The 19800-nt window shown below is 67.7% G+C and carries 12 protein-coding genes and 2 pseudogenes; 9 read left to right on the top strand and 5 right to left on the bottom strand.

The features are described 5' to 3' along the window. Nucleotides 1-225 precede the first annotated feature (225 nt). Nucleotides 226-1209: a quinone oxidoreductase family protein gene (locus ACWGDX_RS12770; RefSeq protein ID WP_453624917.1), complete on the bottom strand. Its 984-nt coding sequence runs from the start codon at nucleotides 1207-1209 to the stop codon at nucleotides 226-228. A gap of 109 nt (nucleotides 1210-1318) precedes the next feature. On the opposite strand from ACWGDX_RS12770, the gene ACWGDX_RS12765 reads away from it, so the two are divergent. Next, a complete protein-coding gene (locus ACWGDX_RS12765) occupies nucleotides 1319-1903 on the top strand; it encodes a TetR/AcrR family transcriptional regulator (protein WP_453624915.1) in 585 nt (194 codons plus the stop codon). Nucleotides 1904-2029: 126 nt separating this feature from the next. On the opposite strand, the gene ACWGDX_RS12760 is transcribed toward ACWGDX_RS12765, so the two are convergent. From ACWGDX_RS12760 to ACWGDX_RS12750, 3 genes and pseudogenes are all read right to left on the bottom strand, one after another. Then, nucleotides 2030-3250 (bottom strand): helix-turn-helix transcriptional regulator, encoded by a 1221-nt coding sequence (locus tag ACWGDX_RS12760; RefSeq protein WP_453624913.1) that lies wholly within the window; start codon nucleotides 3248-3250, stop codon nucleotides 2030-2032. Between the two features lie 596 nt (nucleotides 3251-3846). Next, nucleotides 3847-4050: pseudogene (locus ACWGDX_RS12755) on the bottom strand (integrase core domain-containing protein); the annotation flags it as partial. A gap of 167 nt (nucleotides 4051-4217) precedes the next feature. Continuing rightward, nucleotides 4218-4289: pseudogene (locus ACWGDX_RS12750) on the bottom strand (hypothetical protein); the annotation flags it as partial. Nucleotides 4290-4885: 596 nt separating this feature from the next. Here ACWGDX_RS12750 and ACWGDX_RS12745 point away from each other — a divergent pair. After that, entirely contained in the window at nucleotides 4886-7993 is a 3108-nt protein-coding gene (locus ACWGDX_RS12745) for a tetratricopeptide repeat protein (RefSeq protein ID WP_453624912.1), read from the top strand. 12 nt (nucleotides 7994-8005) lie between these two features. Here the strand turns inward: ACWGDX_RS12745 and ACWGDX_RS12740 are convergent, their stop codons facing one another. Beyond that, nucleotides 8006-9664 carry an FAD-binding oxidoreductase gene (locus ACWGDX_RS12740; protein ID WP_453624910.1) on the bottom strand — a complete coding sequence of 553 codons (1659 nt, stop codon included), beginning with the start codon at nucleotides 9662-9664 and terminating at the stop codon, nucleotides 8006-8008. A gap of 207 nt (nucleotides 9665-9871) precedes the next feature. Between ACWGDX_RS12740 and ACWGDX_RS12735 the strand changes: the two genes are divergently transcribed. The 7 genes from ACWGDX_RS12735 (at nucleotide 9872) to ACWGDX_RS12705 (ending at nucleotide 19798) form a co-directional block, all read left to right on the top strand. Next, complete coding sequence (locus ACWGDX_RS12735; RefSeq protein WP_453624908.1) at nucleotides 9872-10237, top strand: hypothetical protein; 366 nt, start codon at nucleotides 9872-9874, stop codon at nucleotides 10235-10237. 608 nt (nucleotides 10238-10845) lie between these two features. Beyond that, the gene (locus tag ACWGDX_RS12730) at nucleotides 10846-12081 is read left to right on the top strand and encodes an MFS transporter (protein WP_453624906.1); all 1236 of its coding nucleotides are present in this window, start codon (nucleotides 10846-10848) and stop codon (nucleotides 12079-12081) included. Between the two features lie 436 nt (nucleotides 12082-12517). Beyond that, on the top strand, nucleotides 12518-14338 hold the full coding sequence (locus ACWGDX_RS12725; RefSeq protein WP_453624904.1) for a non-ribosomal peptide synthetase: 1821 nt from the start codon (nucleotides 12518-12520) through the stop codon (nucleotides 14336-14338). Beyond that, complete coding sequence (locus tag ACWGDX_RS12720; protein ID WP_453624902.1) at nucleotides 14335-15681, top strand: condensation domain-containing protein; 1347 nt, start codon at nucleotides 14335-14337, stop codon at nucleotides 15679-15681. Before ACWGDX_RS12725 ends, ACWGDX_RS12720 begins: the two co-directional genes overlap by 4 nt. Before the next feature lie 58 nt (nucleotides 15682-15739). After that, nucleotides 15740-16945, top strand: coding sequence for an ATP-grasp domain-containing protein (locus tag ACWGDX_RS12715; protein WP_453624900.1), 1206 nt, complete (start codon nucleotides 15740-15742; stop codon nucleotides 16943-16945). Between the two features lie 736 nt (nucleotides 16946-17681). Then, nucleotides 17682-18593 (top strand): phytanoyl-CoA dioxygenase family protein, encoded by a 912-nt coding sequence (locus ACWGDX_RS12710; RefSeq protein ID WP_453624899.1) that lies wholly within the window; start codon nucleotides 17682-17684, stop codon nucleotides 18591-18593. Next, on the top strand, nucleotides 18590-19798 hold the full coding sequence (locus ACWGDX_RS12705) for an NTP transferase domain-containing protein (RefSeq protein ID WP_453624897.1): 1209 nt from the start codon (nucleotides 18590-18592) through the stop codon (nucleotides 19796-19798). Before ACWGDX_RS12710 ends, ACWGDX_RS12705 begins: the two co-directional genes overlap by 4 nt. Nucleotides 19799-19800 lie beyond the last annotated feature (2 nt).

The following is a 19800-nucleotide window of genomic DNA, read 5'->3' as shown; positions in this document are numbered from 1 at the left end:
TAATAAACCCCTACGGGAGGGGTGCATCTTTGCTGACAGTGACAATATTCCGCTCGACGGAAGGCCGGCGGAAAACTGGCGGAAAAAGAAGATGCGCCCGGTCCATGAAACAGACCGGGCGCATCATTTGGGGCAGCGCAAATTTCTCACAGCTGGTGCTGATACCGAAAGCACTCGCGCGGCACGACGCCGTTGCGAGGGAACAGAATGAGCCGTTCCGGGAAGCTAGGGGACCAGGATCGCCTTGCCGACAGTGGTGCGCTCCTCGAATGCCCGGTGGGCCGCGGCGGCGTCGGCCAGCGGGAGTACCTGCCCGATGACCGGCTTCAGCGTGCCGGCCACGGCGAGGTCGAAGGCCGCCTTGCGCAGCCGGGCACCGTACTCGGGCTGCAGGAAGACCCGCGGTCCGAAGCCGGAGACGGCCACGCCACGGACGTACACCTGCTCGGGATCGAACTGCGGGACCTTGCCACTGGCCGTGCCGTAGACGACCATCCGTCCGACGCCCATCGCCAGCAGGTCGAACGCGGCCTGGGAAACAGCCCCGCCGAGGGAGTCGAACACGACCTGGACGCCGCCGGGGGCGATGTCGCGGACGCGCTGGTCCCAGTCCTTGTCCGTGTAGTCGACGACGTGGTCCGCACCGAGCTGCTTGGCGAGCGCGAGCTTCTTCTCGCTTCCGGCCAGGGCGATCACCTCGGCGCCCGCGTTCTTGGCCAGCTGCACCAGCAGGCTGCCGACGCCGCCCGCGGCGGCCTCGACCAGGACGACGTCCTTCGGCTGGATGTCGGCGACCTCGGTCACGCCGACGGCGACCAGTCCCTGCCCGAAGAGCGCCAGCGCTTCGTGATCCCCCAGCCCGTCAGGGATCGTCTGGGCCGCCCCGGCGGGGAGGACCGCCAGTTCGGAGTAGCCGCCGCCGGTCGGAGCGGTGCCGACGACCTTCTGTCCGACCCACTCGTCACCTACACCCGGGCCGACCTTCACGACCGTGCCCGCGACCTCGAAACCGGGTGCGCACGGCAGCGGCGGATCCGGGAACCAGCTGAACTGCTGCATCAGTCCGGACCGGATCTGGGTCTCGGCATAGCTGATCCCCGCGGCGCTGACCCGGACCAGCAGCTGCCCCTCCCCCGCCTCGGGGTCAGGGACCTCGTCGACTTTGAGCACCTCGGGCGGCCCGTACTCATGAAACCGAACAGAACGCATACTGTGTCTCCTAGCCTGATGCCGTCACAGTCATCACAATCGGACCGTCAGTCCGCTTAGGAGCGGCATCATAACTCATGGTCACCAAGCGATGTCAAGGGAGCCGGATGTGGCCGTCAAGGAGCGAGCCGACGCCGCGCACAACCGACGCAGGATCCTGGCCACGGCCCAGCGGCTGATCCATGAAGGCGGCGTCGACCACGTGTCGATGGACGACATCGCGGAAGCAGCGGGAGTCGGCAAAGGCACGCTGTTCCGACGTTTCGGAAACCGCGAGGGCCTCATCAGCGCCCTGTTCGAACAGCTCACGGAGGACTGGCACTCGGGAGCCCTCGACCGGCTGGCCGACCCGCTCCTGCCGGCCCACGACCGAGTGCTGCGCTTCATCGGTGAACTGTTCGACGAGATCGTCGTGCCCGGCCGGCCGCTGTTGCGTGAACTCGAACACCACGTCGGCTCGAACCACAACGCAGGCCGGTACCTCCTGTGGCACGCCCGCCTCGCAGACACGATTTCCGAAGCACGCCCCGATCTCGACGCCGGATTCATGGCTCACGCGATCCTGGGCGTTCCTCGCGCGGAGTTCGTCGACATGCTGGTCGACACAGGCATGAGCATGGACGCCGTACGCGCCGGCGTGCTCTCGCTCACCCGGTCGGCACTCACCGCGCCTCCCTCGCCCGACTCGGCCTGAGGCACGGCGCGCGGATCGGATCCCGCAGACAGCGGGGCAGACAGCGGGAGAGGCTTCTGCCGATGAGGCATGGGCCCCTGCCCGGGACCACCCGGGGCGCCGCGGAACGTCGGGCCGCGTGCGCCTTCACCCCAGCTTCGCGCGCAGATCACTCCGGCCTGCGACATGAAGTTTCCGGTATGTACTGGTCAGGTGCTGCTCCACGGTGCTGACCGTGATCGACAGGGCACGCGCGATCTGCTGATTGGTCTCGCCCTGAGCGGCGAGCAGGGCCACCCGCTGTTCGGACAGACTGAGCTTGTCCAGATATCTGGCGTACCGGTCGGTCACCTTGTAGGCGGCGACACGGTGCGAGACCGTACTCGGCAGATCACCCCATTGCAGGCGGTGGAGCGTGGAGAAGAAGCCGGGCCGTCCGAGGGCCTCCCGAAGGATGCCGAAGAGCTCTTCCCGCAGCCCCTGTCGGCGGCGGCTCCTGGCGCTCACCAGGCCGAACAGCCGCGCATGGTCGGCGGCGGGCGCGGCGAACCTGTCCAGCTGGGAATCAATCATCTTGAACGCGTTGTCGTAGTCACCAACGCCCAGGTAGGCTGCGGCCATTGCGAATCGCCACGGGTACAGATCCAGGTCCAGGCCCCATGACGCCATCAGTCGGCCACAGCTCATGAAGTCGGCCAGCGCGGAGAGGTGTTCGCCATCGGCGAGATGGTAGTGGCCTCGGGCGTACAGATATCCGAGACAATGCCTGGTCTCGTAGATCGGCGCCGCTACGGACCGCCGTACCCATTCCTTCGCGGCGGCGAGCTCCCCCAGGTCGGTGTGCCCGGCGATGAGGCAGGAGAGCGGTCCTCCGATCCACGCGCCCGTCCGCTGGGGCGGGACCATGTCGAACACGGCCTCGGCGCGGGCGATTCCGACCAGGACGTCGCCCCGGTACAGAGAGGCTTCCGCACGTGTCGCCAGCAGGCGGGCCGACCAGGCGTCGGCGCCGAGCCGAGCCGCGTCCGGCAGTGCTCCGTCACACCAGGAGATCGCGGCCTCCAGGCGGTTGCTGTGCACCAGGGCCGTGATGGCCGCCATGACGGCGGGTGCGGTGTCCTCACCGAACTTACTGGCGGAGAGGGCGGAGGTGGCACTGTCGACCGGATCGGGCAGTCCCGAGTCACCGAGCAGGCGGCTCGCCAGCGCCCAGGCCGCCCGCTTCTGTGCCAAGCCATTGGCCGGGCCGTCGAGTCGACGGCTGTCCGCATCCGTGACCACCGTACGCAGAAGGCTGGGGAATTCGCAGGCGATGAGCAGCCGGTCGGCCTCCGCCTCGGCATGCAGCCGGCCGTCCTTCGAATCCATCTCCTCGATTCTCCGGCCCAGGAAGGCCAGCAACTCCTTTGCTTGCCACAGTAATTCGGGAACCACATCCCTTTGTTTGACCACAGTCATCAGCTGGTCAAGTCCTTCCACAATTCATCTGGCGAATGGCCCGCCACGGCGCTGTGGCAGCACGGAGTGACCGGTACCGGAAGACAGGGGAAGGGAACGGCTTCCGCTCGACCTTCGAAGTGTTCCCCTCGATCTGTCACATCCCGGACGCCGGGCCGGGTATTCTGAGGCGGCTGCGGAGATGGATCGAAGACTGGTTCATCACCAATTGGTCAAAAATGACCGAAAAGGTGGCATTTTCGATGACGGTGAGCAGTCAGATCGCTCAGGAACCACGATGGCTGTGACGCGGCCGTAGCGCGGTCCCGGCGTCATGCGTTCGTGAAGTCTCGGTCATACAACGGCCCCCCAGTCGTCGCTGTCGCCTCTACTTCCACTCATCATGGCCGATGACATCCTCCGGCCGTCCTCGATCCGTCCCGGCACCGTCCTTTCCCGCATATGCCCTCCCAGCGACGCCGGGAGATACCCGGGTTCGACCTGATCCAGGTGTTTACTCCTGCTTCTTACTGATACCCGAGTAAATAAACAGTCATCGGCTGATCTTCCGCGAGGCTTGAACGACGGCGTCGGGTGTTGTAGCGGTGCAACCAGCGGAACAGGTCGAGGCGGGCTTCGCGCTCGTCGGCCCAGGCACCGCGGCCCTGGAGGGTCGCCCGCTTGCACGTGGCGTTGAAGGACCCGGCGAGCGCGTTGTCCGCAGAACTGCCGACAGCGCTTTCGTGTTCACGGTCGCCGCGGTGAAGCTGCGGCCGATGAGGTCGGCCGCCTTCGCGGCGGCCGGGTCCGCGATGGTGATGCGGTGCTTCCCGCGCAGCCGCAGTCCGGTCAGGCCTGCCCGGCGCATGATGCGGGCGACCCTCTTGTGGTTGACCAACTCGCCCGTCTCACACGGTTCGGCGGTGATCCCGGGGACGCCGTAGGTGCCGCCCGCGTCCTGGTGAACCATGTGCATCCGGGCGGCGAGCTGCCGTCCGGGGATCGTACGGGGCGATGGTGTCGTTCCATGCGCCGCGGAAGTCGTCCCGCTGGACGCGCCGCGGGATCGCCTGGCGTTCGTCCTTGATGAGTGTGCGCCCGGTGGGACAGTCGTTCTCGTCGACTCGGCCGGCCCGCGCTGGAACGTCTTGATCTGCCGGAATGCCGACTCCGCCTCCCACCGCATGGTGGAGCCCTGCCATCTCCGCCGCCGGATGCGCGAACTTCACGTCCAGCACCGCCAGGGCGGTTTCCGTGATTCCCACGAATTCCCTCTACTACCCCCCTACTACCCCCCCTACTACGTCACAGAACGCACTCGTCCAGATTCAGGCAGTAGTGAGTTGATGGCCCCTCACCAGCGCGTCTCCCCGGCGAAATACTTCGCCGCCTTGCGCGGGATTTCGCGCTCTTCCTCTCAGATCCTCAGGATCCAGTGTCTCGTGTGCCCAAGATCCGGGGTCAACGCCCGAAATACTTTTCGAAGGCTTACCAGGAAACAGGTAGCCTCGTCTGCGACGGCCGGGACGGAGCCGGCTACCACTCACGTCTCATGGGGGAGGCTGAATGAAGTTCCGGATCCTCGGACCGCTGGAAGTGCGCGCGAACCACCGGAAAATGCAGTTGACCGGTGCACGCCAGCAAATAGTGCTCGCCATGCTCCTTCTCAACGTGAACCAGAGCGTCACGCTCGGGGACCTCGTCGACGCCGTCTGGGACGATCCACCCCGTACCGCCGAAAAGCAGATCCGCAACACGGTCTCCACGCTGCGCGGACTCCTCAAATCCGCGGGGGTGACCACCCTCTCCACCGCCGTCGGCGCGGGCAGCTACCGCCTCGACCTTCCTGACGACCAGTTGGACCTGGCGACGTTCGTCAACTCGCTGGCCAACGCACGCCACCGCGCCGGAGCCGGGCAGTTGGCCGAGGCCGTCGCCGAGTACCGGGCAGGGCTCGCCCTGTGGCGTGGACCAGCACTGGCCGGTCTGGACAATTCGGCCCTGAGACCGCACACATCACGGCTGGAAGAGCAGCGGCTCACCGCACTCGAGGAGTGCATAGACCTCGAACTCGCCCAGGGCAACCACCAGGCGGTGGTGGCTGAACTGACAGACGCGCTGAGCGTACATCCGCTGCGGGAACGGCTCGCCGGCCAACTCATGCTCACGCTGTACCTGTCCGGCCGCCAGGCACACGCGCTCACCGTATACGAGTCGACCCGTCGGCGATTCGCGGACTCGCTCGGCATCGAACCGGCCCCGGAACTGCGCCAGTTACGGCAGCGCATTCTCACCAATGACGCAACCCTCGGCCGCCCCAGGGCCTTCGCGGTCGCACAACCCGCCAGATACAACCTGCCCAAGGACATCAGCCACTTCACCGGCCGGGAGCGGGAGTTGCACACTCTGGTCGACAAGGTGACCGCGCACCGCGACCGCTCCGCGCCGAACACCGTGACGCTCGCCGCCATCGACGGCATGGCCGGCGTGGGCAAGACATCGCTCGCGGTGCACCTGGCGCACCGCATGACGGACAGCTACCCCGACGCACAGCTGTACCTGGACCTGCAAGGACACACGCAGGGGCAGCCGCCGCTGCATCCGGGTGCCGCGCTGGAAAAACTCCTGCGCTCGGTGGACGTCGCCAGGAGCCACATCCCCGAGGACCTGGAAGAGCGGGCCGCCTTGTGGCGGGCCCGGCTCACCGGCCTGCGGGCAGTCGTCGTCCTCGACAATGCGGCGAGCATCGCCCAGATCCGGCCGCTGCTTCCGGGTACGGCCGACTGTCTGATCCTGGTCACCAGCCGCAACCGGCTCACCGATCTGGACGCCGCCGCAGTGCTCTCGCTGGACGCGCTGACCCCTGCCGACGCGGAGCGGCTGCTCGACCGGATCGTGGGCGGCGGGCGCGTGGCCAACGAGCCCAAAGCCGTGGGCGAGTTACTGCGGATGTGCGGGTATCTGCCACTGGCCGTCCACATCACGGCGGCGAGGCTGCGCCACCGGCCGGCGTGGACCATCGCCTATCTGACGTCCCGGCTGCGCAACTGCCAACGGCGGCTGGCCGAACTGCAGACCGCAGAAAACAGCGTCTCCGCCGTCTTCGATTCATCGTACCAGCAGGTCCTCCCCCAGCATCAGCACCTGTTCCGGTTGCTGGGGGCGTTGCCGGGAACGGACTTCGACTCGTACGCCGCGGCCTCGATCGCCGGGATCGACCGGGAGAGCGCCGACAGCATCCTGGAGGCGCTGCTCGACGTACACCTGTTGCAGCAGTCGAGCGAGGATCGCTACCAGTTGCACGGCCTGCTCCGGGCCTACGCCGTGCACCTGGCCGGCGCCGAAATGCCGGAAGCCGAGCGGGACGCGGCACTGACCCGGCTGTTCGACCACTATCTGCGGACCGCGGTAGCGGCCATGGACATCATCGCTCCGCACTGGCAGCCCGACCGCCCTCCGGCACCCCTCCCCAGCAGATCGGGGCCATCAGTGGCCACGCAGGACCAGGCCATGGACTGGTTGGAATCAGAGTGGCCGAACCTGCTGGCCGCCGCGGAGACGGCCGGGCGCGACTGGCCGGGACACAGCGCCGAACTGTTCTCGGTGCTCCGCCATTACCTCTACATCCGGGGTCAGCACAACGAGGCACTCTCGCTGCACACCCGTGTCGTCGCCCTGGCCTACGACAGCGACGACCAGAAGATGGAGAACCTCGCGCGTTACGGTCTGGGCCTGGCCAACCAACGGCTCGGCCACTACGACACCGCCCTCACCCACTTCCGCCAGGCCCTCGCTCTCGCCCGTGACACCGGTGACCACGTGACCCATGGCCGCTCGCTCAGCAACATGGGCCTGGTGCTCCACGGGCTCGGCCGATACGAGGCCGCCCTCACCCACTTCGGCCAGGCCCTGGACCTGGCCCGCGACACCGGCACACCGAGCGCGGAGTGTTACGCCCTGTGCAGTCTGGGCCTGGTGCACGAACGCCTCGGCGACTACGACACCGCCCTCACCCATCTGCGCCACGCCCTGGCCATCGCCCAGCGCATCGAAGACCGGGACATCGAGGGCTACGCGCTGAGCAACCTTGGCCGGGTGCACCGCTATCCGGGCCATTACGAGCAGGCATGCAACGACCTGCGCCGGGCTCTGACGCTCGCCTGGAACACCAGCGCCCGGGATCTCGAAGGGCACGCCCTCTGCGGCCTCGGCCTGGTGCACGAACGCCTCGGCCACTACGACACCGCCCTCACCCACTTCCGCCAGGCCCTCGACCTCGCCCGCGAAACCAGCACCCGCGACCTCGAAGGCCACGCCCTCTGCGGCCTCGGCCTCGTACACGAACGCCTCGGCCACTACGACACCGCCCTCACCCACCTCCACCAAGCCCTCGACCTCGCCCGCGAAACCAGCACCCGCGACCTCGAAGGGCAGGCGCTCAACAGCCTCGGCGGGGTCGCCCGGATGCGGGGCAACCCCGCCGAGGCTGTTGATCTGCACGCTCACGCGCTGGTCATCGGCGAGGGGACCGGCGACGTGTACCGCCAGAGCGAGGCGTATCTGGGCCTCGCCGCGGCCTACCGGGCGCTCGGCGAGCCGGACATCGCGCGCAAGCACGAGCGGCTGGCCAAGCAGCGCGAGTGGCGTGCCAGGGATTCCGCGACGCTCGGCTGAGCCGGACCGCCGCTACAGTCCGCGGACCGACAGGCTGTGGTGAAAGATATCGAGCGGGTCCCACGCTGTCTTGATCTGCTGGAGCCGGGCGTAGTTGTCCTTGTAGTAGATCGTCGGCCAGGGAACCGACGAGGTGTTCCAGGCGGGGTCCGCGAGGTCCACGTCGGGCCAGTTGACATAGTTCCCGTCGGTGACGGTGCCCGGCACCGGCACGCCACCGGTGTTCGCGTACACGTCTCGGTACACCTCTCGGACCCACTGCAGCTGCCTTGCCTCCTCACCGGCGTCGGACCAGTAGTTGACGAACGAGGCGAGCATTACCGAGTCCCGGTGCGCCACCGCCGTCGCCGTCGGGGCGAACGAGTTGACCTTCCCGCCGAAGGAGAAGAGGGCCATTATGCCCGTGGCATAGGAGTAGGCGTCGCTGGTCAGGTAGGTGTAGGCGGTGCGCAGTTGATCCGGCGTGTAGCCCTTCTTGTGGTAGGCGCCCTTGGTCTTCGACCGCAGCAGCAGGCTGGGGATGCCGAACACATCCGCCACTTCGGTCGCGCTGGTGGTCGTCGTGTAGAGCCACGGCAGGTTGCCCGTGGTGCTCGTCGTCGGGGCCGGACCGACATTGAGCGTCATCGCGGCGGCGAAGTCCGTCAGCAACTGCTGGGTACCGGGCACAGTGGGGTCGACCTGGGCCCTGATGGCCACGCCGCCCTTGCCCTTGCGGACCGCCAGGAACGATGCCCACAGCTGGTTGGCGGCAGCGCCAGGGGCGCTGTTCTGCTCGTGCCAGGTGGCGAAGTTGGTGGCGATCGTCGTGAAGACCGCGGCATTCAGCTGGTCCCAGCTCCAGCTGAGGGAGGTGATCATGATTCCGCCCGGACAACTGGGCAGCAGCCTGGTGGGATCGGTGCCGGCGGCGTCCGGCGAGCGCAGCCAGAACCGGGTGACGATGCCGAAGTTTCCGCCGCCGCCCCCGGCGTGCGCCCACCACAGGTTCCGGTTGGGGTCGGTTGCCGCGCGGGTGGCGATCACGGCCCGAGCCTTGCCGTAGGCATCGACCACGACGACCTCGACGGCGTACAGGTTGTCCGCGACCAGACCGTGCTGACGGGACAGGACGCCGTAACCGCCGCCGGTGATGTGGCCGCCGACCCCGACGGATGGGCAGGAGCCGCCCGGTATCGTCACGCCCCAGCCGAAGTCGAGGGTGCGGTAGACCTGCGAGAGGGTCGCCCCAGCTTCGACCGCGAAGGCGTTCATGCCCGCGTCGAAGTATACCGAACGCATTTCGGACAGGTCGATGACCACGCTTATGTTCGGATCGTCGACGAAGTTCTCCAGGCAGTGCCCACCACTGCGCACCGCGACTCTCTTCTTGGCCGCCACCGCCTCGTTGACGGCCTGCACGACCTGGTCCGTGGACCCGACAAGCCGAACGCTCTCGGGCCGCCCGGTGAACCGGCGGTTGTACCCCCGCAGCAGAAGGTCCTGATACCGCCGATCCCCGGAGGTCACACTGACCGGACCGAAGACCGATCCGCGGACCGCCGACACCTGATCGGCTGTGACAGCCGTCCGGGCCGGGTCGGCCACCGCGACCCCGCCGCGCGCGGCGACGTCAACCGCCGCGATACCAAGTCCGGCCAGAGTAAAGCGTCTACGTGACAGCTCCGCCATGAAATCCCCCTTGTTCCGACCAGCAGTTTTCGAACGACACCTGGTGGTGTCGGGGGGAGTTTCGCCCCCCGTTTGGCCGAATAGTGGTATCCGCACGGCACTCGGTCAACTACCCCCCTAAAAACCCCCTATGCCGCCTCAGCAGACATGCCGGACGGGCATGTGTGACTACGGTGGACCTCCACCCTCTCCAGAGAGTTGGAGGACATGGCTACATACGTCATAGCGGCACTCTGCAACGTGCACACCGACCGGGAGCGCGACTTCAACGAGTGGTACGAGACCAAGCACATTCCGGAACTTCTCGGTCTGCCAGGATTCCTTTCGGTCAAACGCCTGGTACTCAATGACCTGCAGATCAGTACCGATGCCAGTCACTCTCAGGACCACTTTCGTCATCTGGCTCTGATCGAGTTCGATACCGACGACCTCGACACCACGCTGGCCGCCGTCAGAACCCTGGACGGTGCCCGCGCCGCCGAATTCCTGATTCCCGGCCAGGTGATGACCTCGTTGTACCGGGCCCCGATCGAGCAAGCCGATCAAGGGGCCGGTCGGCTCAGGGAGCGGTAGAAGTCCAGGTGGCGCTGGGCAGTCGAAGCCATCCACCTCGACCGCAACGCACCCGGCATCGAGTACGAACCGAAGTGGGCCGACCTCGCCCGACACAACGCCGCCAACGCCTCATCCATGAACGAAGACGGCACCGCGACCGGCGACGCCCACTGCGGCGATGCCGGCGAACGCGGCCCAGTAACAACAGACTGTTGTGATCCGGGGTTTCGCAGACGCCCGCGGAAGCGATCGCCCGCCCGCGTAGCCAAGGGGCCGAAGCCGGCCGGCAGGGGCGCGGGCAGGATCGGCGACCAGGCCCATACCCGCGGCCAGGACGCGAGCGGCCCCACGGCCTCGCCGGCCCGGCCGGCCTGCTCGGCCTGGTCGACGTGCTCGCGGCCGGCCGACCGGCAGCAGCTTCTGCTGCTCGACCGACGCGGCGCGGACGGCGCCCGGCCGAGCGCCGCCCGTACCCGCCTATCGGCTGTTCTCGGGAACCACGGCCACGCCCCTGCGGCCGGTCGGCAGCGTGGGCTGGCGTCGGCCAGCAGGAGGGCCCCGGAAGCCGGTTGGTCAGTTCCTCGCTGCGCGGGGCCCTGCCCTCTGTGGAGAAGTAGGGTCTTGCCATGTTCCGCCTGTTACCGAACACCGGACCTCAACGCGTCCTCACGGGCGTCAACTTCGTCTACACCGTCGGCTCCGGCCTCTATCTCACCGGCGGAGTCCTCTATTTCACCGAGGCGGTTCACCTTCCCGTGTCCCAGGTGGGACTCGGGCTCGGGATCGCCGGTCTGTTCGCGCTGGCCCTGGGCGTCGCGGTCGGTCACCTCGCGGACCGGCACGGGGCGCGCGGCGTCTACGCGGTCGCCCTCGTGGTGCAGGGATCGGCCACGGCAGGCTTCGTCCTGGCGGACAGCTTCTGGCCCTTCCTCTTCGTCATCAGCGCCGCCACGGCAGCGAAGGCGGCAGGAGTAGCGGCCCGCTCCCCTCTCATCAGGCACTACGGTGGAGACCGGCCGCAGCAGTTCCGGGCCTATCTCCGTGCGGTGACCAACGTCGGCATCTCCCTCGGCGCCCTGGGCGCGGGCTGGGTCGTGCAGGTCGGCACGTTCACCTCCTACCAGATCATGGTCCTCGGCAACGCGATCGCCTTCCTGGTCTCCGCGGGACTCCTGGCCCTCCTGCCGCCGGTCGCGCCCCTCACCGTCACCGAAGATCTCCGCTCGAACGCTCTACGGGACCGCCCCTACCTGCTGCTGACCGTCCTCGACGGCATCATGGCCATCCAGTTCAAGGTACTGACCGTGGCGGTCCCGCTCTGGCTGGTCAATGACACCAGCGCTCCGCACTGGCTCATTTCGGGCACGATGCTCACCAGCACCGCCATGGTGATCGCCTTCCAGGTACGGGCCAGCCGCGGCGTGATCTCCCCCGCCGCCGCCGGTGGCGCCTACCGCCGAGCGGGTACGGCCTTCCTTGTCGCCTGCTCGCTCATCCCCCTGTCCGCGGGTGTACCGGCATGGGCGGCGGCCGCGGTGCTCCTCACCGCGGTGGTGATCCACACGATCGGCGAACTCTGGCACACCGCCGCGGGCTTCGAGGTGTCCTTCGCCCTCGCCCCGTCCCACGCCACCGGGCAATACCTGGGTGTCTTCGGTCTGGGCGCCGGACTGGCCGAGGCGTTCGGCCCGGGACTGCTCATCGCCCTGTGTCTTACCTGGGGGCGTCCGGGCTGGTACGTCGTGGGAGGCATGTTCGTCCTGACGGGTCTGATGGCATCGCCCGCGGTCCGCTGGGCCCAGAAACGCCGGCGCCTGGAGCACGCGCGGTTCGAGTCCGCGGTGAAGGCCCCCGTCGTCTGACCGGTCCCCGCGCTGTCGAGCGTCACCAGGTGCCGACGGCGGCGTCGGTGCCCGCGTCCGCGGTCCGTCCCGGCGGTCCACGGAGCGCGCGCGGCCTGCCGAGAACACGCGGGAGGGCGGTAACGAGCCAGCGGACAGGCCGAGTTGGCGGCCAGGCAATGAACGCTCAAGAACCTGGCACCGGGTATCCTTGGTGGCCTGCATACAGCCGAAGGGCTCTTCCCTCGTCACGCCGAGTGGTCTCACCGCGGGAGATCACCTGTCCGCTCCGACGCCCTGACCGTGAACCGCGAAAGACCTGAGTTCCCCCACAGGAGGTATCGCGAACAGCCCGCGTCCTCTGTCGGCCCGGCCCCCCACGATCGACCGGAACGGCACCGTAGGTGTGCCGCGAACATCTCTTGCTCGCATCCCACGACTGGAAGGGAACGTCGACATGCCGATCGTCGAAACGCCGTTCAGTGGTCCTCTTGCCGCTCGGCCCGTGCCAAACGTGACGGAGATGTTCCGCGCCGTCTCGGCCCGAAGCCCGGATACCGAAGCCGTGGTATCCGAGAACGGCTCGGTCACGTACCGCGAGCTCGACCACGAAGCGGACGCCGTGGCCGATCTGCTGGTCCGCGGCGGCGTGCGGAAAGGGTCACTCGTCGCGGTGGAGAACGACGGAACCTTCCGGTCGATCGCCGCGCTGCTCGGCGTGTGGCGTGCCTCCTGCGCCGTGATGCCCTTGGACTCGGCCGTCACCGAGGCCCGCCGTCGAAAAATGATGGAGAGCGCGGCCCCCGCCGCGGTGATCGTGGCGGGTGAGCCGCGTGAGCAGGACAGAATTCAGCTGATGCCGACCGCGGGGACGACTCCCGCGGATGGCACCGCACCCGGACCCGGCGGTTACGTCTTCTTCACCTCCGGCAGCACCGGCGAACCCAAGGCGGTGGCCGGTACGGCCGAAGGGCTCGGCCACTTCGTGGCCTGGCAGCGCGACGCTTTCGGCATCGGCCCCGGTGACCGCTTCGGCCAGTCGACCCGCTGGTCGTTCGACGTCATGCTGCGCGAGGTGTGCACGCCTCTCGTCAGCGGTGCCACGCTCTGTCTGCCGGGGCTGCGTTCGCCCGACGCACGCCGCGTGTTCGCCTTCGCGCGCGGCCAGAGGGTCACGGTCATGCACGTGGTGCCCTCCCTGGTGCGTCGCTGGTTACTGTCGGCGGAGCCGGACCGTACCACCGTCCGCTCTCTCCGCCTCACGTTCTTCGCCGGTGAACCCCTCGACGGCGCCCTGGTCCGCCAGTGGCGTGAGCGTGTGTCACCGGCATCAGAAGTCGTGAACCTCTACGGCCCCACCGAGACCACACTGGCCAAGTTCCATCAGCGTGTGCCTCTCGACGTCGACGACGGCTCCTTACCCGTGGGGGCGCCCCTCCCCGGGTGCGAAGCAGCTCTTTTCGTTCCCGGCGCCTGGGACCTTCCCGCCCAGGGCGAGCCCGGTGAAATAGTCCTCCGCACGCCCTACCGATCAGCCGGTTACCTCCACGCCCCGACTCCCTTCACGCCCAACCCCTTCCGTGACGACGACCCGCTCGACCTGCTGTACCGAACGGGTGATCGCGGCACGTTCGACGACTCGGGAAGGCTGCGCGTACTGGGGCGCATGGACGACCAGGTGAAGGTGAGGGGGGTCCGTATCGCCCTGAGTGAGGTGACGAGAGCCCTGGAGGCCGTCCCCGGAGTGGTTCAGGCGTCCGTGGTCGACCACAGGGTCGAGGGCATGACAGAGCTCTTCGCCTACGTGGTGTCCGCGGCGGCGGGCCTGACCGCCGGGCACCTCAGGCGTGCCGTCGGCGACTCGCTGCCGGCCGCCGCGGTGCCCCACGCCATCGCCGTCCTCGACGAACTGCCGCTGCTTCCCAACGGCAAGATCGACCGGAGCGAGTTGCGCAGCCGTGCCGCCGCGTTCCCCGAAGGAGACACAACCGTCGCCCCCGTGCCGGATGTTCCGGGCCCGCGGACGGCGGCACCGCACATCGTCGCCGCGGTGTCCGAGGTCTGCGCGGCCGTACTCAGGACCGAGTCCGTCGCAGACGACGTGGATCTGTTCGAGCTGGGTGTGGACTCTCTCACGGCCCTGGAAATAGTCACGGCTCTGGAGGAGAGGTTCGCGGTCGACATCGGGTTCGGGCTGGTCTTCAAGTCACCGACGGTCCTGCGGATCGCGGCCTCCGTCGAATCGCTCCTCGCGACCGGGGAAGGCGGCGAATCATGACGGGCCCTTCCACCACGTCCGCATCGTGGAACCAGCGGCACCGGCTACGCCAGACGATCAACGACGCTGCCGTCGGTGTGTTCAACCCCCATCACTGTCCCTTGGCCTTCCAGGTCGAAGGTCCGCTGGATCTGGCCGTACTCGACCGGGCCTGGGGGCTGCTCCAGCGCCGTCACCCGGGACTGCTCACCACTTTCGGTGCGGACAATGACACCTGGTGCCTGGAGACATCGGCCGAACCCGCGCCGCTCATCGTCCGGTCCGTCCCCGGGGCTCCCGGCGGGGCCGGCACGGCGGAGGCAGCTGTCGCCGCGTCGACGGCGCGGACGGCGATCGTGGCCGCCGCCTCGCAACCGTTCGATCCTTACCTCGGTCCGCTGGCCCGCATGGTGGCGGTCGAGATCGCGCCACGCCGTTTCGAAGTGTGCCTGGTGGCCGACCACCTGGTCAGCGACGGATGGTCCGGCGATGTACTGCTCCGGGACCTTCGTGCCCTCTACCGGCAGGAAGCCCTCGGCGAACCCTGCGCCCTGCCGGAGATCGCGATGTCCTTCCCCGACTTCGTGGTCCGCCAGAACACCTACCTGGAGTCGCCGCCAGGTCTCGCGGCCCGACGGCACATCGCCGCGGCGCTCGAAGACGTCGGAGTGCTCCCTCGCGTCGAGATCCAGGGTTTCTCTGGTGTCTCACCGATACGACATGACCACATCGAACGCTTCACGGGGCAGCTCGACGCCGACCTGTACGACAGCCTGCTCCCGGCGGCCAGAAGCACCCGCCTGACCCGGCTGAACCTTGTGCTGGCCGCCCTCCATGCCTCCCTGGAGGAGCTGTCCGGCCAGTCCACCGTCGGGACAAGCATGACAACCGCCAACCGGTCCAACGCCAAGACCCGCGACACCGTCGGCTGGTTCGCGAGCAAGGTGATCCTGCCCAGCCGACCGGAGCGCCTCGCGGATGTCGAAGGATATCTGGGAAGGTTCTTCACCCAATTGATCGATGCCATCGAGGCTTCCAAAGTCCCCTGGTCGACCCAGATCCACGATCTCGCGTCCGACGGCTTCGGCTACCAGGGGCAGGTCCCCTATGTATCGTTCAACGCCAGATCGGCCCGGATGCGTACGGTCACTCCCACGGATCTCTTCACCGGCGCGCACACCCGGCGGATTTCCCTGCGGGTCGGCTGGCAGGACGCGGCCATCGCCACGTACTGGGACGAGCACGAGGGCGTTCACATGTCGGCCGACTACAAGACCGACTGGTACTCCGGCGCTGATGTCGCCGAACTGTGGGCCCGCACCGTTCACCACGTCAAAGTCTTCGGCTCGGCCTTCTCCGCCTGACGCCCCCCGGCACGGGCCCCGCGAGAGCAACGCCCCGACCAAGGAGTCCCCGCACACGATGCACGTCCTTCTGGTGAACTCGGGTCGCATCGAGATCGTCGGTCATCTGCCGGCCCACGCCGACTTGACCGTCGTCACCGAGGCCCCGTACAGACATCTCTACCCGACCGGCACACGGATCCATACGGTCCCGGACATCGCCGATCTCACCGCGCTCCGTGCCGCGGCCCTGAGCATCAACCGCGTGCGCCGTATCGACCTCGTCATGTGCTCGTCCGAGCGGAGCCTGCAGGCGGCCGGGTACCTCAGATCGTTCTTCGGCCTGCCGGGGACGGGTTACGACGTGGTCAACCGCTTCTCCAACAAGGTGGCCATGAAGACCGCCCTCAAGGCGGCCGGCCTGCCGCTCGCCGACTTCCGCGCCATTGCCGCCCTGGACGACGTACCCGCCGTCGCGGCGGAACTGGGGTGGCCGGTAGTCGTCAAGCCCGCACTCGGCGCCGGCGCCCAGGACACCTTCCTACTCCGCGGCCTTGAGGATCTCCATGCCCTGGTCTCCACAGAACTGGGGAAAGGGTTGCGCAGTCCCGACTGCCTTCTCCTGGTCGAACGTTTCATCGACATGCGGGCGGAGTATCACTGTGACGGTGTCGTGCGGGCCGGGCGGGCCGACTTCCTGGCGGTGTCGAGCTATCTGAGCCCGGTGCTCGGGCGGGCGAAGGAGCCCAACGCCTCGTACGTCCTTCCCTCTTCGCACCCGGATGTCGAGGCTGTCCGCGACCTGCACCAGGCGACGGTCACCGCGTTGGGACTTGAGACAGGTGTCACGCACATGGAACTCTTCAGGACCGCGCGTGGGCTGGTCGTCAGCGAGATCTCCTGCCGACCCGCCGGTATGGGGATCGTCGACGGAATCGCACTCCAGACCGGAGTGAACCTCTGGGATGCCTTCGTCGACGCGGAACTCGGCGGTCGGCCGTCGGTCGCTCCGCGCGCACCCGCGCGGGAAGGCATCGTGGTCAACTGCGCCCTTCCCGTCAGCTCCGGCCGCATCACACGGCTTTCCTCGGCCGAGTCCTTGTCCACGGTGGCCGGCGTGGCACGGGTGAAGTTGAAGGCCAAGGTCGGCGACGTCATCGGTCCGCGTCTGATGTCGACTTCGAGCACAGGGTTCGTCCTCCTCGAAGTGGCCGACGAGCGCCATCTGCACGAGGCCGTCGACGAACTCATGGACCGATACGTGATCGAGGTCGAGCCGGTGTGACGGCCGTCTCGGACCGTACGTACCCGCAATGGACGCAGGCCCACTGTACGAAGGTGAGCCGCGGCATCGTCCCGCCGCGCGGCGGCGTGCGGTAGCCGCCCGGCAGATCCGGTGCGTCCTTCGCGGGGCGGCATCGGTGTCGTCCGCCTTGAGAAGGGCGTTCGCCCACCAAGCTGGTCAACCCGGCGTCCGGACTCGCGGATCCGGGGCCGGGGAGCCGCACCGGCCGAGCGGTTTGAGCACGGTCGGGGGCTGCACGCGTGGGCCGACGACTCGCGCCGCATACGGGTGGCTCTGCGTGAGCACGCCGCAGAGCCGGTGGGACACCCCGGTGGCCTCGCCGGGACGGACTTGACGAGGACCTCGCGGGGCTCGGCTCGCTGTTGAGCCGCGGCACATTACATTCTCGTTAAGTGTTTACCGCCCGCGTCGGCAACTACCGCCTATCTCGGGGCTCGTCCGTCGGCCGTGTCCTACTCCTCACTGTCCCGTTCGCTACCCGTCATCAGTCGGCGACCGGGCAGCCACACCCCCATCTGCTTGACACGCGCCATACCTCCGTTTAATCCTGAACGGCAGCAGACGGGCAATGTACGGCCGTTCCCACTGGCTGCTGCGCATGCCACCTGCGACGCCCACGTTCACCGGACTTCCCGGCCCATGCTGCCCACTTGTACGAATTCGCGACGAGACGTCCCTGATTGCTCGTGATAATCGACGATCACTGGAGAGCAATATGCAGCAGCAAAATATCCAGGTAGAAGATCATGCCGGAAACGTATCGGAGGGGGATGTGACACCTCTGTCCGACGCCGATTTACGTACCTACCGAAGGGACGGCTACCTGCACTTACGTGGCTTATTCGACCCCGAGGAGGTGGCTCGCGGGCGGCAGTTGGTGAAGGACGCCCGAGAGGGAAATACCCCGACGATCACCGCGCACGAGAGTTTCACGGATCGCTCGCACACCGTTCGCGTGCGTGACGCGATCGCCCATCATCCGGGTCTCGGGGAATTCCTGGACCATCCCGGACTGATCGGGCCACTGACATCGGTTCTCGGGCCGAGTGTTCAGGTCCTCGGCACCGAAATATTTATCCGAGGGATGCACGACACCCCACTGGAGTCCTGGCACACGGACGGGGGTGAATATCTCCAGCGTATACGGCTGGACGAGGGCAGTATCAGTCTTCAGGTGAAGGCCCAGGTGTTTCTGAGTGACACCTCGGAGAGCGAATCCGGCAACTTCCTCCTGATACCGGGAAGTCATCGTCTGATGCCACGCAAAACCGTGCCGAACTGCTATATCGAAGAACTCAACGAACCGTTCGAACGGGGGGAACTGCCCTCGGACGCGGTGACCGTGCACGCGGCACCCGGGGACGTCCTCCTGTTCCCGTACTCCCTCTGGCACGCCGTGGCGAAGAACACCAGGCGCCCCCGGGAGACCTTCATCTTCCGGTTCGGTCACCTCTGGCACCGTCCGCACGACTACCTCCAGCAGCCGTCAGAGGTATTGGCAACGATGTCACCGCGACTGCGGCGGATGTTCGGCGATTTCGGTGACGACCCTCATCCCACCGACTTCTACAAGCCTCCTCGGCAACGACAGGTCATGACCCTCGGGACCGCGGAAGACCGCCGGTGAGGCCGGTTCCCCGGGTGGCCGGGGGCGTCGTGGCCGGACCCGACGGCCGCATCGTCGTCGTCGCTCAGCAAGGCCGATCCTGGTCGCTGCCCAAAGGCCACCTGGAAGAGGGCGAAGGGCCGCGCGAGGCAGCCGAGCGGGAGATCGCCGAGGAGAGCGGGCTCACGGACCTGAGGCACATCACCTCGCTCGGCTCCTATGTGCGGTCCACGATCAGCGGTGACGGAACGATTCTTCCCGACCGGCTGAAGAACATCGAGATGCACCTCTTCACCACGGCCGGCGGCCCGCTGCTCCCGTCGGACCCCGACAACCCGTCCGCCGTCTGGGCCGATCCCGCGTCGGCCGCACGGCTGCTGACGCACCCCGCCGACGCGGCCTTCCTCCACGGGTGTGCCGCACGCATCCCGCCGGGCGACGGACCGACGGCCGGCGGGATGCGGCCGGCGCACACCGCGGTGATCCTCGCCGCCGGTCTCGGCAGCCGGCTCGCGCCGAGCACGGGGACAGTACCGAAGGCATGCGTTCCCGTCGGCGGCGTACCACTGGTGGTACGGACCCTGGACGCCCTGAACGCCGCCGGGATCCACCGCGCCGTCATCGTGACGGGCCATCTGGCCGACACGGTCACGGACACCGTCCGCGGTCTACGGCCCCAGTACGACGTACGGTTCGTGACGAACGACCGGTACGCGACCACCGGCACCGCCGTCTCGCTGCGTGCGGGGCTCGCCGCGCTCGATCCGCTGGAGACGCCGGTGGTCGTCGAGGGCGACGTGGTTCTCGAAACCGCCGTCCTGGAACGGTTGCTGGAGCAGAACGGCAGCAGCACGGCTGTGGAGGCGTACCGGTCCGGCCTGTCCGGCACCTTCATGACCCTGGACCGCCAGGGACGCGCGACCGGTGTCACTCGCGCCGACTGGCGGGCGCCGGACGCCGATGTCACGGACCTGCACAAGACCGTCAATGTCCATGTCCTCACGCACGCGGACCTGACGGGGACCGTGGCCCCGGCCCTGGTGGCACTGACCGAGCAGGATCCCCGCGCCCACCTGGAGCATCTGCTCCAAGGCTGCCTCGGGGCCGGGCTGTCCCTGAAAACAGTGGACATGGCCGGGACGCGCTGGTGCGAGGTGGACGATCACGTCGATCTGGCCTTCGCGGAACGGCTGTTCGGGCCGACCGCCGTGTCCGATCGGCGGTAGCG

The organism is Streptomyces sp. NPDC055025 (assembly GCF_053608565.1).
Note: the sequence above shows the minus strand (reverse complement) of the source record. Positions and strands in the feature narration are given on the sequence as shown.

What these genes read in the sequence shown, in the direction of transcription:
- ACWGDX_RS12770 (WP_453624917.1), bottom strand. Translation starts at nt 1,209, where the DNA reads ATGCGTTCTGTTCGGTTTCATGAGTACGGGCCGCCCGAGGTGCTCAAA.
- ACWGDX_RS12760 (WP_453624913.1), bottom strand. Translation starts at nt 3,250, where the DNA reads ATGGATTCGAAGGACGGCCGGCTGCATGCCGAGGCGGAGGCCGACCGG.
- ACWGDX_RS12745 (WP_453624912.1), top strand. Translation starts at nt 4,886, where the DNA reads ATGAAGTTCCGGATCCTCGGACCGCTGGAAGTGCGCGCGAACCACCGG.
- ACWGDX_RS12740 (WP_453624910.1), bottom strand. Translation starts at nt 9,664, where the DNA reads ATGGCGGAGCTGTCACGTAGACGCTTTACTCTGGCCGGACTTGGTATC.
- ACWGDX_RS12735 (WP_453624908.1), top strand. Translation starts at nt 9,872, where the DNA reads ATGGCTACATACGTCATAGCGGCACTCTGCAACGTGCACACCGACCGG.
- ACWGDX_RS12730 (WP_453624906.1), top strand. Translation starts at nt 10,846, where the DNA reads ATGTTCCGCCTGTTACCGAACACCGGACCTCAACGCGTCCTCACGGGC.
- ACWGDX_RS12725 (WP_453624904.1), top strand. Translation starts at nt 12,518, where the DNA reads ATGCCGATCGTCGAAACGCCGTTCAGTGGTCCTCTTGCCGCTCGGCCC.
- ACWGDX_RS12720 (WP_453624902.1), top strand. Translation starts at nt 14,335, where the DNA reads ATGACGGGCCCTTCCACCACGTCCGCATCGTGGAACCAGCGGCACCGG.
- ACWGDX_RS12715 (WP_453624900.1), top strand. Translation starts at nt 15,740, where the DNA reads ATGCACGTCCTTCTGGTGAACTCGGGTCGCATCGAGATCGTCGGTCAT.
- ACWGDX_RS12710 (WP_453624899.1), top strand. Translation starts at nt 17,682, where the DNA reads ATGCAGCAGCAAAATATCCAGGTAGAAGATCATGCCGGAAACGTATCG.